Origin of the sequence: Methylobacter sp. Wu1 (assembly GCF_036553575.1) — a bacterium.
Lineage (GTDB): Bacteria > Pseudomonadota > Gammaproteobacteria > Methylococcales > Methylomonadaceae > Methylobacter.
On record NZ_JAZHOC010000063.1, the window covers coordinates 72,163 to 85,438 of the forward strand.

Annotated in this window: 14 protein-coding genes; 9 read left to right on the forward strand and 5 right to left on the reverse strand. The window is 45.0% G+C overall.

The genetic code is table 11. The annotated features are described in order from the left end of the window. Window positions 1–116: 116 nt before the first annotated feature. The 3 genes from V2P20_RS13520 to V2P20_RS13530 form a co-directional block, all read right to left on the reverse strand. On the reverse strand, window positions 117–383 hold the full coding sequence (locus V2P20_RS13520; RefSeq protein ID WP_331819160.1) for an RNA-binding protein: 267 nt from the start codon (window positions 381–383) through the stop codon (window positions 117–119). A gap of 102 nt (window positions 384–485) precedes the next feature. Further along, the gene (locus V2P20_RS13525) at window positions 486–689 is read right to left on the reverse strand and encodes a cold-shock protein (RefSeq protein WP_331819255.1); all 204 of its coding nucleotides are present in this window, start codon (window positions 687–689) and stop codon (window positions 486–488) included. A 207-nt stretch (window positions 690–896) separates the two neighbouring features. Continuing rightward, on the reverse strand, window positions 897–2,450 hold the full coding sequence (locus V2P20_RS13530) for a LysM peptidoglycan-binding domain-containing protein (protein WP_331819162.1): 1,554 nt from the start codon (window positions 2,448–2,450) through the stop codon (window positions 897–899). 197 nt (window positions 2,451–2,647) lie between these two features. On the opposite strand from V2P20_RS13530, the gene V2P20_RS13535 reads away from it, so the two are divergent. Both V2P20_RS13535 and rnhA read left to right on the forward strand, forming a co-directional pair. Next, window positions 2,648–3,364, forward strand: a complete 717-nt coding sequence (locus tag V2P20_RS13535; protein WP_331819164.1) for a methyltransferase domain-containing protein — start codon at window positions 2,648–2,650, stop codon at window positions 3,362–3,364. After that, window positions 3,357–3,824, forward strand: a complete 468-nt coding sequence (gene rnhA / locus V2P20_RS13540; RefSeq protein WP_331819166.1) for a ribonuclease HI — start codon at window positions 3,357–3,359, stop codon at window positions 3,822–3,824. Before V2P20_RS13535 ends, rnhA begins: the two co-directional genes overlap by 8 nt. Window positions 3,825–3,838: 14 nt before the next feature. Here the strand turns inward: rnhA and V2P20_RS13545 are convergent, their stop codons facing one another. Beyond that, the gene (locus V2P20_RS13545) at window positions 3,839–4,219 is read right to left on the reverse strand and encodes a YajD family HNH nuclease (RefSeq protein WP_331819168.1); all 381 of its coding nucleotides are present in this window, start codon (window positions 4,217–4,219) and stop codon (window positions 3,839–3,841) included. A gap of 247 nt (window positions 4,220–4,466) precedes the next feature. Between V2P20_RS13545 and V2P20_RS13550 the strand changes: the two genes are divergently transcribed. The 5 genes from V2P20_RS13550 to V2P20_RS13570 all read left to right on the forward strand — a co-directional run bounded on the left by V2P20_RS13550 (window position 4,467) and on the right by V2P20_RS13570 (window position 11,535). Beyond that, the gene (locus V2P20_RS13550) at window positions 4,467–6,311 is read left to right on the forward strand and encodes a hypothetical protein (protein WP_331819170.1); all 1,845 of its coding nucleotides are present in this window, start codon (window positions 4,467–4,469) and stop codon (window positions 6,309–6,311) included. Between the two features lie 413 nt (window positions 6,312–6,724). Beyond that, entirely contained in the window at window positions 6,725–8,236 is a 1,512-nt protein-coding gene (gene coxB, locus V2P20_RS13555) for a cytochrome c oxidase subunit II (protein WP_331819172.1), read from the forward strand. 54 nt (window positions 8,237–8,290) lie between these two features. After that, window positions 8,291–9,904: a cytochrome c oxidase subunit I gene (gene ctaD, locus V2P20_RS13560; protein WP_331819174.1), complete on the forward strand. Its 1,614-nt coding sequence runs from the start codon at window positions 8,291–8,293 to the stop codon at window positions 9,902–9,904. A gap of 209 nt (window positions 9,905–10,113) precedes the next feature. Further along, window positions 10,114–10,659 (forward strand): cytochrome c oxidase assembly protein, encoded by a 546-nt coding sequence (locus V2P20_RS13565; RefSeq protein WP_331819176.1) that lies wholly within the window; start codon window positions 10,114–10,116, stop codon window positions 10,657–10,659. A 12-nt stretch (window positions 10,660–10,671) separates the two neighbouring features. Next, window positions 10,672–11,535 carry a cytochrome c oxidase subunit 3 gene (locus tag V2P20_RS13570; protein ID WP_331819178.1) on the forward strand — a complete coding sequence of 288 codons (864 nt, stop codon included), beginning with the start codon at window positions 10,672–10,674 and terminating at the stop codon, window positions 11,533–11,535. A 73-nt stretch (window positions 11,536–11,608) separates the two neighbouring features. Here the strand turns inward: V2P20_RS13570 and V2P20_RS13575 are convergent, their stop codons facing one another. Beyond that, a complete protein-coding gene (locus V2P20_RS13575) occupies window positions 11,609–11,860 on the reverse strand; it encodes a twin transmembrane helix small protein (RefSeq protein ID WP_194969562.1) in 252 nt (83 codons plus the stop codon). 80 nt (window positions 11,861–11,940) lie between these two features. Here V2P20_RS13575 and V2P20_RS13580 point away from each other — a divergent pair, with 80 nt between their 5' ends. Then, window positions 11,941–12,681, forward strand: coding sequence for an SURF1 family protein (locus V2P20_RS13580; RefSeq protein ID WP_331819180.1), 741 nt, complete (start codon window positions 11,941–11,943; stop codon window positions 12,679–12,681). Next, window positions 12,674–13,270 (forward strand): hypothetical protein, encoded by a 597-nt coding sequence (locus V2P20_RS13585; protein WP_331819182.1) that lies wholly within the window; start codon window positions 12,674–12,676, stop codon window positions 13,268–13,270. Before V2P20_RS13580 ends, V2P20_RS13585 begins: the two co-directional genes overlap by 8 nt. Window positions 13,271–13,276: the final 6 nt, after the last annotated feature.

Below are 13,276 nucleotides of genomic sequence, written 5' to 3' on the forward strand. Positions count from 1 at the left end.
TGAGCGGAGTGACTGCAGGGAGAGAATTGACTTTTCTGCCCGTGCAGTCTCTCATAAATTGATGGCAATTTAAAAAAGTGACAAGTCAAATGGAAAATAAATTGCCTGAATGCGCTTTAATGGCGTCTGCCGTTTCTGCCGCCGGTCGACTCTTCAAATTTGACTTTTAAAGGTTTTCCGCAGTACAGGTTGCCGTCTAGCCCGGCGATAGCCGCTCGCGCTTCATGGCCTTCCATTCCGATAAAGCCGAAGCCTCGGCATTTACCGCTAAATATATCCGAAGCCAATTGGATGGAGCGGACTTTTCCATATTGGGAAAATAAAGCTTGTACAGATTCTTCAGTGGCGTCGCTAGGTAAATTTCCTACAAAAATTCGTTTCAACAGATATGTCCTAAGTTCGGAGGATTGGCCAATTTGGCCTATATTAGTCACAACCCCCTCAGTTTATGCCGATGGGGTCGTGGATCAGAAAGTACCGTAAGATTAAGCTATGGATACTTGGGATGCTTGCGGGCCTTTAGGGCCTTTTTCTACTTCATACTTGACTGATTGACCTTCAGTCAGTGTGCGATAGCCATCGCCAGAGATTGCAGAAAAATGCACAAACACATCTGCACCGCCATCGCTAGGTGAAATAAAACCAAATCCTTTGGATTCGTTAAACCACTTAACAGTACCTAATGCCATATAAATTACCTCAATAAATAAAAAATGTTCGATTGCAGATATATCGGGCAATTTAAAGGAAAAAACGAATAGGATTTCTGTAAAATGCTGAATAACATGCAAAATTGGATTAGTGGCCCTATAAGACCTACTAGCTTCTCCATTATAGAGACTAATGTGAGGTATAGCTATCAATATTATTGATGGCTATACCTCGTCTATCCGCATTTAGGTTGTAGGCTGGCTGTTATCAACCAGGATTTTTATTTTTTGTCCGGGACGCAGAGCCTTGCCTATTGTGTCTGAATTCCATTTGCGGAGGTCTGTAAGCGAGACATTGAATTTCCGGGTAATTTTCATCAATGAGTCGCCCGGCTTGACGGTGTAATGGATCAGGCGGAATGGGTTTGGTTCTGCAGAAGATGAGGTAACAAGCTGTTGCTCGCCGCCTTTAATGATGAGTTTTTGGCCGGGTGTCAATGAACTTGCCATCGTGAGTTTGTTCCAGCTTGCGATATCTTTGCCGCTAACCGAAAAATTTTGGCCGATCTTCCAGAATGTATCGCCTTTTTTTACAGTATAGGTTCGGCTATTCTGGAGGTGATTTTTAGATGCTTTGGCGATAATCGGGAAATTGGCTGAATTTCTCGATGAAGGGATTTTTAAAATCATGCCGGAGTGAATAGTATTGCCGGCCAGATGATTGGCCTGGCGGATGGCTTTGGCCGTTGTATGATTTCGGGTAGCAATCGAGGTAAGCGTTTCGCCTGAGCGAACCTTGTGGCGATCGTAAGCAACTTGCGCGACCTGCTCGTCATGGGGAACATGAGGTACTCGTTCTTCATAATACCGATGCTGGGCGACCCGGTCTTCATCGGGCAGCATTGCCAGGTTTTTTTTGAATGACTGGGCCTGGTCAATGGGAACCAATAAGCGATGAGGGCCTTCAGGCGCAGTGGTCCAGCGGTTAAAGCCGGGGTTTAGTTTTAAAAACTCTTTAAGCGGGGTATTGGCCAACTGAGCGGCTTTGTCCAGATCCAGTTGAGATTTGATGTCGACGACCTCAAAGTAAGGCTTATTTGGAATATATTGCAAAGGAATATGGTATTCGTCGGCATGGGCAAATAATTTGGCGATAGCCAGCAACCGAGGAACATAGTTCATGGTTTCTTCCGGAAGGTTCAAAGACCAGTAATCCGCCGGCAGGGATAAATCTTCATTTCTTTCGATGGCTTTTCTTATATTGCCTTTCCCATAGTTATAGGAGGCCAATGCGAGCAGCCAATCTCCATCAAACGTCTCATTCAGCTGTTTAAGAAAAGTAGTGGCGGCTTTGGTTGATGCATAGACGTCGCGCCGGCCGTCATACCACGAGTCCTGCTTGAGACCGAAGAGGCGGCCCGTAGCCGGTATGAACTGCCAGAGGCCCGAAGCATCGCTTTTTGAGTAGGCTTCCGGCAGGAACGCACTTTCAACTATTGGCAGTAATGCCAATTCTCCAGGAAGATTCTTGGCTTCAATTTCATTGAGGATAAGATGCATGTAGGGTTCTGCCCGCTCCTGAACCCTGGCAATATAATCGGGGTGCTGCAGATACCAGTTTAACTCACGGTCTATGCGTTCATTCTCGATTTCGGGCAGTGCGTATAAGGACAGCAACCGATCCCAGACGCTGACGCGGGAGTTTAATGATCCTTTAAATCTTTTTTTAGATAATGGGGTGTGGTGATGGTATACGTAATTGCTGTCTTCCTGGCCCACAATCGGCGGTTTTTGACTCACGCTAAAGGTGGATTTAGGAGTCTCTGAGCAACCTGATGCTATTAAAAGGATCAAAAAAGATAAAAAATTAACCGACCTGTTAAAATTGGTATGCATCATCTAACCCTAAGGTGAAGTCTAATGGTTTAATATCTTATTATTGTACAGCTTGTCTTCCTTGAAAACCATTTAAAGCCATGAATTGTTGAGCTAGATCAATGAAACGCGATTTTTTGTTTGCCTGCTACGAGACTCCCAGGGGCAAGCTGCTAAAGCAGCTTGAAGAATGCTATTTGCGACGGGCTATTACCGTCAGTTGTAAGCAGACTATTTTGCAGATCGGTGGGTTAGGTTGGGAAAATCAGTTCATTGATTGCTCTTTATACAAAAACTATACGGTGCTCGATGCCAAAAATCTGGGCAGTAATGAAGCAAGAAAGATTCAGGCGAAGTCATATAATCTACCGCTGCAAAGCAATAGCGTCGATATGATAATATTGCCCCATTTATTGGAATTCGACGCCAGTCGGTTTCAGACCATGAGAGAGGTGGAGCGTGTCCTGAAGCCGGAAGGCTTGTTGGTCGTGCTGAATTTTAATCCTTGGAGCTTATGGGTCAGGTATCAGTATTTATGGGATAAAAAAATGGCTGACTCCTGGCGTGGACATTTTATTTCCAGGGCAAGAATATTAGACTGGCTGAAGTTGCTGAACTTCGAAGTAACGCTCTCATCAGATTTTAATCTGAATTCGGTGAAATCGACGAATGGCAGATTGAACGCCAACAGACATGCATTTTATGCGGCGGCGTATGCGGTGAAGGCGATAAAACGCCGTTATCATTTAATTCCTTTAGCACCTGTGGAAAGGACAAACCCCCAGTTGGTCTTTGCCAATTCAATGGGTTCACCAACAGAGTCAAGCCAACATGACTGATCGCGTTATTATTTATACCGACGGCGCCTGCCGCGGCAATCCAGGACCTGGCGGATGGGGCGCCATTCTCAAATACAAAGGTAAGGCTAAGGAGCTGTACGGCGGGGAACTGGAGACGACAAATAATCGTATGGAGCTGACGGCTGCCATACAGGCTCTGGAAGCGCTGACAAGGCCCTGTACTGTCGAGCTTCATATCGATTCAAAATACGTACTGCTCGGGATCACCGAATGGATGGTCAACTGGAAAAAGCGCGGCTGGAAAACCGCAGCTAAAACACCGGTTAAAAATGAGGATTTATGGCGCAGGCTGGATGCCGCTATTGAGAAGCACGATATAGAATGGCGGTGGGTAAAAGGGCATGCAGGCGATGAAGGCAATGAGCGGGCTGATGCTTTGGCAAATCTCGGCATTGATTCTTTGATGGCAGAACAGGGTAGCCGTGCAATTGCCCGCTGATAAGCCTTCCTGAATTATTTTTTGCTGTCCAGTAAGGTTTTGAGGTTTGCAAAAGGATTGTGAGTAGGGATTGACTCGGACGTTTTATGAGATTGACCGCTGTCAAAGCGAGCTTCTTCATGCCGCGAATGCTCATTATCGTGGCAGTAAAGGCATAATAATTCCCAGTTGCTGCCGTCGGGAGGGTTATTGTCGTGGTTGTGGTCCCTATGATGAACGGTCAGTTCGCTTAAGTTCTTGTGTGTGAATTCTCGGGCACAACGTCCGCATATCCAGGGGTACATTTTGAGCGCTTGCCCCCGGTAGGATTGTTCCCGCAATTCCTGATTGCGTCGGGCTTCAATAACGATTTGGTTTAATTTATCCTTATCAATATTGGTCTTTTTAGTAGGCATAGGGTTTCTTGTCAGGTAGGCTATGATCTTTTTTACAATTAGAGAAAGGCATCGTCAAATAAGTGCCTTATATATACCTTAAATATGATCTGCTGTAATATTTTTTATCCTTTTATATCTCCATGTGCTTTAGTTTGCTTGGATGCACGGTAAAAAATAAAGCATGACAAAGCCCCCTGGAAAGTCCTATTATTTTCCCCTTTTTTTGGCTTGAGTCGCAGTTCAGCTAGCGATACAAGGTTAAAGCATGTCAATTCGTTATATTTCCATTCTTATTTTCTCTGCTGGCTATATATTGTCAGGATGCACAACTACCCGTCAAATTGCTATCGATCCTCCATCAATTGAGCCGCATTCTTTCCAGCCTTTGCAGGGATTTTCGGTTATTGACGGCGATGATTATTATGTACGGCTGATTTCCGAGTTTGATTCCAAAGCGGACAATGTATTAAAAAACGGCTGCACTGATATTGCGCCATCCTATAGCAAGGGCGATTCATCAGCGGCTCTGATTTACAGCGTTCGTAATAATGCGCTCAAGTTCAACAGTGAAGCCACCGGTTTCCTATATCAGACCGCGACAGGGAAGTGCAATTTCAAGTTCGAGGCTAAAAAACAGTATCTCACACCGTGGATACGCTTGGATTCAGGCAAGGAGACTATGGTCGATTACAACATCTATACAGATGCCAATAATGATCTGAATTTATCAAAACTGGTCGGCGATGTGAATGCGGCCAGTGGTCTGCTGGCGATGACTGGGGTCGGTATGGGCGTTGCCGTTATGGGGCAGTTCGCCAGCGAATGGGTGAAAAGCAGTCAGCAAGCGGCGCCGGCTGCCGTCCAGGAATCAGTCAAGCATAGTTCGGAATCGCACTCGTTGCCGGCCGCGACTTCATTTTCAGGCAAGACAGGTGCGCTCAACCATTCCGTATTCAAGGTTCATGAGGTGTCGGAAGGCGGCCTCAATCCGTTTGGATCGGATATCAAGCTTCTGGGCGAACTAAAGGTTTATCCTGAAATTTTGCCGTCATTATTGCTGAAAATGACTGCGGATGGAATTCCCGATGCGCGAGATTTATCGCTGGAGGAAATGTGGTACTCGCCCATAAAATCAACTACAGGCCAGATTACATTGCAGCAATTGATTGAACAGTCGCAGCATCCGGCAAAGCCGAATTTAAATCCCGACTGGAATAATTATGCTGAAGTCGAGAGTAATTGTCGGAAATTAAAGCTGGTTTTGAAGGATCTCGGTTTTAATAAATTTGACCGTAATGCCGTGCTTTATTATTTTCTGGCTAAAAACGGCGATTGGAAAAGCTATAATATATCTCCACAGATGGCCATGGCCGACGAGATCCGGCCCAAAGTGCTGGAAGATTATCGCCGCAAGGGCTTCGGTAATTGTCTCGCGGTTGACGATTATGCCGTTATGAAATCAATGGGTTTATCCGTCAATGCGCAGTCGGACTGGAATTCGATCGGTGAATCCAGGCAGAAAAAAGAACAGTTTTTTACGCTGATGCAGTCAGTGGAAAGGCAGTTGATTTCAGTGCTTAAAAATCCCAATCCGGCTGAAATGGCGCGCCAGATGTTCCCTTTATTAACTACTGCAAAGAGTGGTGACGGCACGGTATTGCTACAGAATCATTTGGGCGATTTCGGCCTGGAAGCATTGTTGAATCCATCTGCTCCGTTAGCGCCTCCAGTCCCAGGTGCGCCAGAAGCTCAAGCAGCGCAGCCAGCTTCATCCGCTCCCGCGGTTATTCCGGGAGAAGGAATCATTATTAGCGCGCATCAATTGGCGCGAGTCTTTTCCGGGCTTTCCATAAGCGAGCTGAGCTGCGCTCGCCCTGCGCCTGAGCAGCAAGGAAAATCAGCGGAGAATGTGGGGATTTTCTTATTTACTACCAAGGATGGCAGTCCGCGCGCCAAAGGCGGCGCCATAGAGTTTGAATTTTCAGGCGGAAAAATTAACCGCATAGCATTTCAGTTGCCGACTTTCAGGGATTTCGAGCAGGATCTGCTGAATCGTCCCGAAATTGGCGGTTGCCGGATTGATCCGGCTTTTCTGAAGAAGTTGCACTAAAAATTGTCAAGGCTTTATATGAAGTTGACGGGCAATCGAGAATTGAAAATGCCCGGCTATTTCATTTATCAGTGACTAATTCAAGAAAATTGTTCTACATCAAGTTGAATTGTTCCGCATCAGTTAGAATTATTTTGCATCAAGTTAATTCAGATGTCATAAGAAACCAACACAAATCCAAAATTGTCTTTTTCCGAGTAGATTTCAATACATAAAGTAAATAGCGATAGAGTGAAGCTCTTCGGTCTAAATTCTACAGACTTCTAGCTTAGAGAAGCTTCATAGGTTAGAATTGCACAGTTTATTTGTGAGAATTCTTATAGAAAAGACGCAATGGGGGTTTAGTGCGTCTTTGAAATTACGAAACGATAACGCATACAAGAGTTTATAACTACTAACGAGGAGAGCGCTCCGTGAAAACAATAAAGCAACTGCTCGCAGGTCTGATCTTAATGGCTTTTGGCCTAGGGACAGCGCAGGCGGCGTATACGCTCAATTTAATGAAAGGGGTTACAGAAATCAGTAATGATATTTATGACCTGCATATGCTGATTCTATGGATATGTGTATTCATAGGCGTCGTCGTATTCGGCACTATGTTCTATTCGATTTACCATCACCGTAAATCAAAAGGACATAAAGCGGAGCAGTTTCATGAAAATACTACTGTCGAAATTATCTGGACCATTATTCCGACACTGATTCTCATCGGTATGGCCATTCCGGCAACCAAAGCCATGTTGGAGCTGGATGATGTGCAAAATGCAGATATGTCCATTAAAGTCACTGGTTGGCAATGGAAATGGGAATATGAATATCTGGATAATGGTATTCATTTTTTCAGTAATCTGGATGAAGCCAGTAATAAGGCGCGTCAGGTAGGTTCGGACATAGATCCTCGTACAGTTCCCAACTATCTGTTGAATGTGGACAACCCTTTGGTTATTCCTACAAAGAAGAAGATTCGTTTCGTATTTACAGCGGCTGATGTAATTCACTCATGGTGGGTACCTGAGTTGGGCTGGAAAAAAGATACTATCCCTGGCTTTATTAACGAAGCCTGGACCTCTGTTGACAAGCCTGGCATTTATCGCGGCCAATGTACCGAACTCTGCGGTAAAGATCATGGCTTTATGCCTATCGTAGTCGTTGCAATGGAACAGGCCGACTATGACGCTTGGGTAAAAAAGACTCAGGAAGAAGCGGCAAAAGGACCTGATTTAAGTGAGCAAAGCCATGATGAACTGGTCTCTAAAGGTGCTGCCGTTTATGCGAAAAACTGCGCATCCTGTCATATGGCCGGCGGCGAAGGCGTTCCGGGCACATTCCCTGCTATTACCGGCAGCGCTGTTGTGAAAGGCGATATTAAAGACCAGACTAATCTGGTGCTGAATGGTAAAGGCATGATGCCGGCTTTCGGAAAAATGCTGAACGCAGCTGAATTGGCTCAGGTTATTACTTACACCAGAAATGCATTAGGCAACTCAGTGGGTGATGAAATACAGCCTAAAGCTATACAAGAACTGCTGCCTGCAGGATCTGCTCCTGCCGCAAAAGAAAAGCCGCAGGAAAAAGTGGATGCGAGTAAAAAAATGTCGCTTGATGATTTAGTGGCTCGCGGAGAATCTGTGTACGCCCAGAACTGTGCATCATGCCATATGGCTGATGGCGCCGGATTGCCTGGTACGTTCCCGGCCTTAAAGGGAAGCCCTGCGGTAACAGGTGACATCAATGCCCAGGTTGATTTGATGATGAACGGAAAAGGCATGATGCCGGCTTTCGGAAAGACATTAAATGCGGTTGACTTTGCCGCAGTCGCAACATATATCCGTAACAAACTGGGAAATTCGGTAGGGGATTCTATACAGCCTTCAGCGATTCAGTCTCTGCAATCGGCTATGCCTGCTGAAGATGATGATGAGTAAGTCATTGACTTTGTTATCAATAAAATCTTTTCATATATTCATAGAGGTTAAAATATGTCTGCTGTAGTAGCTGAACATGAACATGACGATCATCATGATCACGGCCCTCAGAAGGGGCTTTTAAGATGGGTAATTACAACTAACCATAAAGATATCGGCACCTTGTATTTACTGTTCGCACTGGCGATGTTTTTCGTCGGCGGTGCAATGGCAATGGTTATTCGTGCTGAGTTGTTTGAACCGGGCATGCAGTTTGTCAATCCCCAGTTCTTCAATTCAATGACCACCATGCATGCTTTGGTGATGGTGTTTGGCGCGGTTATGCCCGCGTTCGTAGGCTTGGCCAACTGGATGATTCCAATGATGATTGGAGCGCCTGATATGGCATTGCCGCGTATGAACAACATGAGCTTCTGGATGCTCGTAGCCGGTGTTCTATTGCTCGCCAGCACCTTGTTTATGGAAGGCGGCGCACCTGCAGCCGGTTGGACTTTATATCCGCCGCTGGTGTTGCAGACTGGCAGCGCATTGCCTTTCGCGATTTTCTCAGTGCATTTGCTGGGTATTTCGTCCATCATGGGGGCGATTAACATCATTGCGACTATTTTCAATATGCGCGCTCCAGCTATGACATTGATGAAAATGCCATTGTTCGTCTGGACTTGGCTGATCACCGCATTCCTGTTGATCGCTATCATGCCGGTTTTTGCCGGCGCGGTAACCATGCTGTTGACAGACCGCTTCTTTGATACCAGTTTCTTTGATGCTGCTGGCGGCGGTGACCCGGTTCTTTATCAGCATATCTTCTGGTTCTTCGGACACCCTGAAGTGTATGTCATGATTCTGCCGACTTTCGGTGTGGCTTCCACCATCATTCCGGTATTCGCTCGTAAACCTTTGTTCGGTTACAGTTCAATGGTTTATGCAACTGCATCGATCGCTTTCCTGTCATTTATCGTATGGGCTCACCACATGTTTACAGTCGGCATGCCGGTCGCGGGTGAGTTGTACTTCATGTATGCAACCATGCTGATCGCGATTCCGACTGGCGTTAAGGTTTTCAACTGGACAGCCACTATGTGGAAAGGCTCAATGACGTTCGAAACACCGATGCTGTTCTCGATCGCTTTCGTCGTACTGTTTACCATGGGCGGCTTTACTGGACTGATGATGTCTATAGCGCCTTCCGATTTCCAGTACCACGATACTTATTTCATCGTTGCTCACTTTCACTACACGCTGGTTCCGGCTTCTGTCTTTATTTTGATGGCGGCAGGCTACTATTGGCTGCCTAAATGGACCGGTAACATGTACAACGAGAGAATCGGCAGATTGCATTTCTGGCTGTCTGTTATATCAGTCAATGTTCTGTTCTTTCCTCAGCATTTCTTGGGATTGGCAGGTATGCCGCGCAGAATTCCTGATTACGCGGTTCAATTTGCTGACTGGAACATGATATCAAGTATTGGCGGCTTCATCTTCGGAATCAGCCAGTTGCTGTTCCTGTGGATCGTTATCGATACCATTAAGGGCGGTACAGGTATAAAAGCAACAGATGAAGTCTGGGAAGACGCGCATAAGCATGGCCTGGAGTGGACTTTGCCATCTCCTCCTCCATACCATACTTTTACAACGCCTCCTGCCACTGTACCGACTGAACATATCTAATCTGAATATCACAGATCCATTAGGTTCTAATGGATCTGTGAGCTTAGATCATGTTTATTAAAGGTAACTTTAAAGATACGTTGCCTCTATAAGAGTCAGCCTATCAGGTGCAATATGGATACAAAAAAGAAGAATATTCTGACAGCAGTTGTATTAATCATCGTCGCGGTCATTATTTATGTTTTTGCGGTAATAAGAGCAGTTTCTCAATGAAAGAAAACATTACGCAAAAAAACACTAAGTTAGTTGTTATATTGGTGTTTGTTGTATTGGGTATGTTTGGTTTTGGCTACGCGCTGGTTCCTCTTTATGACGTGCTATGCGATATCACGGGTCTCAATGGCAAGGTTGAGGGCGCGGCAGTCAAGGAAATAAGTTACGAAGTTGATAAGAGCCGAGAAATTACCGTAGAGTTTATGTCCGCGTTGAATGAATCGACGCCTATGGTATTCCGTCCAGAAACAAAGAAATTAAAAATTCATCCGGGCGAATACCATACAGTGAATTTCTATGCGGAAAACAAGACCGATAAAGTGATGGTGGCACGGGCGATTCCAAGTATTTCGCCAGGGCCTGCTGCTGAATATTTACAAAAAATAGAGTGTTTCTGTTTTTCAGAACAGACGTTCAAAGCGCATGAAGGCAAAACCATGCCCGTGCGTTTTGTTGTGAACCCTGAACTGCCAGAAAAATATAAAACGATTACACTCGCATATACATTTTTCGATAATACTGAAACATCAGTAAAAAAATAATAGGGGATGGTTATGTCTACAAATAACTCTTACTACGTTCCGCATAAGGCTACCTGGCCGTTTATCGGTACTGCCGGTTTAATGATAATGCTGGCAGGCTTTGCAAACCATTTAAATGGTTCATCCATGGGATCAGCCTGGATGATATTGGGGCTGGTTGTTTTTATTGTCATGCTGGCCGGATGGTTTACCTTGCAGGCGGGCGAAAGTGAATCCGGCATGTACAATACTCAGGTAGGCATTTCCTATCGTATGGGTATGATGTGGTTCATCTTCTCAGAGATCATGTTTTTCGGCGTTTTTTTCGGCACGCTTTGGTATACCCGTAATTTATCTGTGCCCTGGTTAGGCGGTGAAGGCACAGGTGCGGCAACTAAAGAACTGTTGTGGCCATCATTTGAAGCTACCTGGCCGACTAACGGTCCTGCCCATGTCGGCGGTGAGTTCGAGCCAATGGGAGCTTGGGGTCTGCCTTTTCTGAATACATTGATCCTGTTGACCAGCGGTGTAACCTGCACATGGGCGCATCATGGCTTATTGGCTCAAAAGCGCGATCAACTAATCAAAGGTTTGATGGCGACTGTGGCGTTGGGCTTTTTATTCGTGGCTTTTCAGGCCTATGAGTATCATGAAGCTTATACTGAAATGGGCTTGACTTTAGGTTCCGGTATTTACGGATCTACATTCTTCATGCTGACCGGTTTCCACGGTTTCCATGTCTGTGTAGGTGCTATTATTTTGAGCGTTGTGCTGTTCCGTAGCTGGAAAGGCCATTTTAAACCGGAAAATCACTTTGCTTTTGAAGCTGCCGCTTGGTACTGGCACTTCGTTGACGTTGTGTGGTTAGGCTTGTTTGTATTTGTTTATTTAATGTAATCTAAAAACAAGGCTGACAAAAAAGCGCTGCCTAAACCGGCAGCGCTTTTTTTTTGTCGGAATAACAGCAAGGCTATTTTTGAGTCTGTGCCGGCTTTTGTCCGTGCATTTGAACGCCCAATCCATGAGGTTTAAAGATACCCGTAGCAAAGGCGATAAAAATAAAAATGAATAGAATGATTGAAAGAGTAATGCGAAAAGTCAGTGCCCGGACTGTTTTTTCGGATTGTTCCTGATCTTTATATTTAACCAGATAAAAAAGTGCAGAGCCGAGGCTGATAATGATGAAGACGAAGGCAATAATGACAATGGTTTTTATAATCATGGCGTAGTTATGCTGGCAAGTAAGTTTCTGGTATTCTCGATTATTCAGTTGTCTGTGCCAATAGGTAAAAGCAAAAAAGTATGATTATCAAAGTTGGCTCCAGGTCACTGGAGCTCAAAATAGCCCCGACAATAGTTTACTTGTGTTTATTATCATTGCTGTTGTCATTGGGAGCCTGGCAATTAAGAAGATCGGATGAAAAGCGGACATTTATCAAACTGGAGGAGCAAAGGATGTCTTCCGGTACGCTGCATTTGTCGGCACATGCCGAAGATGATCTGAGTGTGTTGAAATACAGGCATGCTACAGTAACCGGTAGATATGATTCGGCGCATCAGTTTTTGATAGATAATCAAATCAGTGACGGCAAGCCCGGCTATTATGTATTGACACCGTTTATATTGCTGGGGGAGACCAGGGCGGTACTGGTTAACAGGGGATGGGTACCTCTAAATAACAAAGACCGTTCAGTTTTGCCTGATCTGTCTGTTGATGAGCAGCAAACGGCTGTTTCGGGGCGGATTAATAGTTTTCCTAGTGTCGGTATAAAATTGGCCGGCGCCGAGATTCCGACTGACAGCTGGCCCTCGGTGGTTCAATGGGTCGATACTGATGTTCTGGCTAAGAAGTTAGGCTATCCATTATTCTCGTTCCAGATTGAACTGGATAATAATTTATCCGGAGGATTTAAACGGGAATGGCGCACTACAACAATTATGTCCCCAGAGCAGCATGTAGGATATGCGGTTCAGTGGTTCGGGTTAGCCTTGACGCTTACGTTTATATTTATTTGGTACAGTTTTAAAAGAGACAATGAGTAATCAGCAGAAAAGAAATCGTTTATTGATTCTGGCTATTTTTGGTATGTCTATCATTCCTTTTTTAATTGCCTGGGTATTAAAAGAAAATCCTGAGCTTTTGGAAGGCAGAACTAATTACGGCCAGCTTATAACCCCTGTTATCACGACTGAACGGAGCGATTTTGCAGGATTTGATCAGTTTACAGCGCAGAATATGGATCAATTGCCGGGACACTGGCTGATCGTCAATGTGATTCCGCATGATGATTGCAATGAAGTATGCCGAGATGCTATGTACAAAACCAAACAATTACAGCTAATGATGAGCAAGGATTTGATCCGGACTCGTCGTGTCGCCATGGTTTTTAAGGATGTAGCGCCTGAAGCCGCTGCTGAATGGTGGAAAGACGAGACGCGCTTGTTAAGAGTTAAGCCTAATGAAGCTGTCATTAAAAAAATCGCTGCCGTCAGGCAAGACGGCGTACCGGACGGTATGCTGTTGTTAATGGACCCGTTAGGCAATGTAATGATGCAATATGAGCCTGGATTTGATCCATATAAAGTAAAAAATGATCTGATGCATCTTCTGAAAATTTCACAAATCGGCTAATAGAAA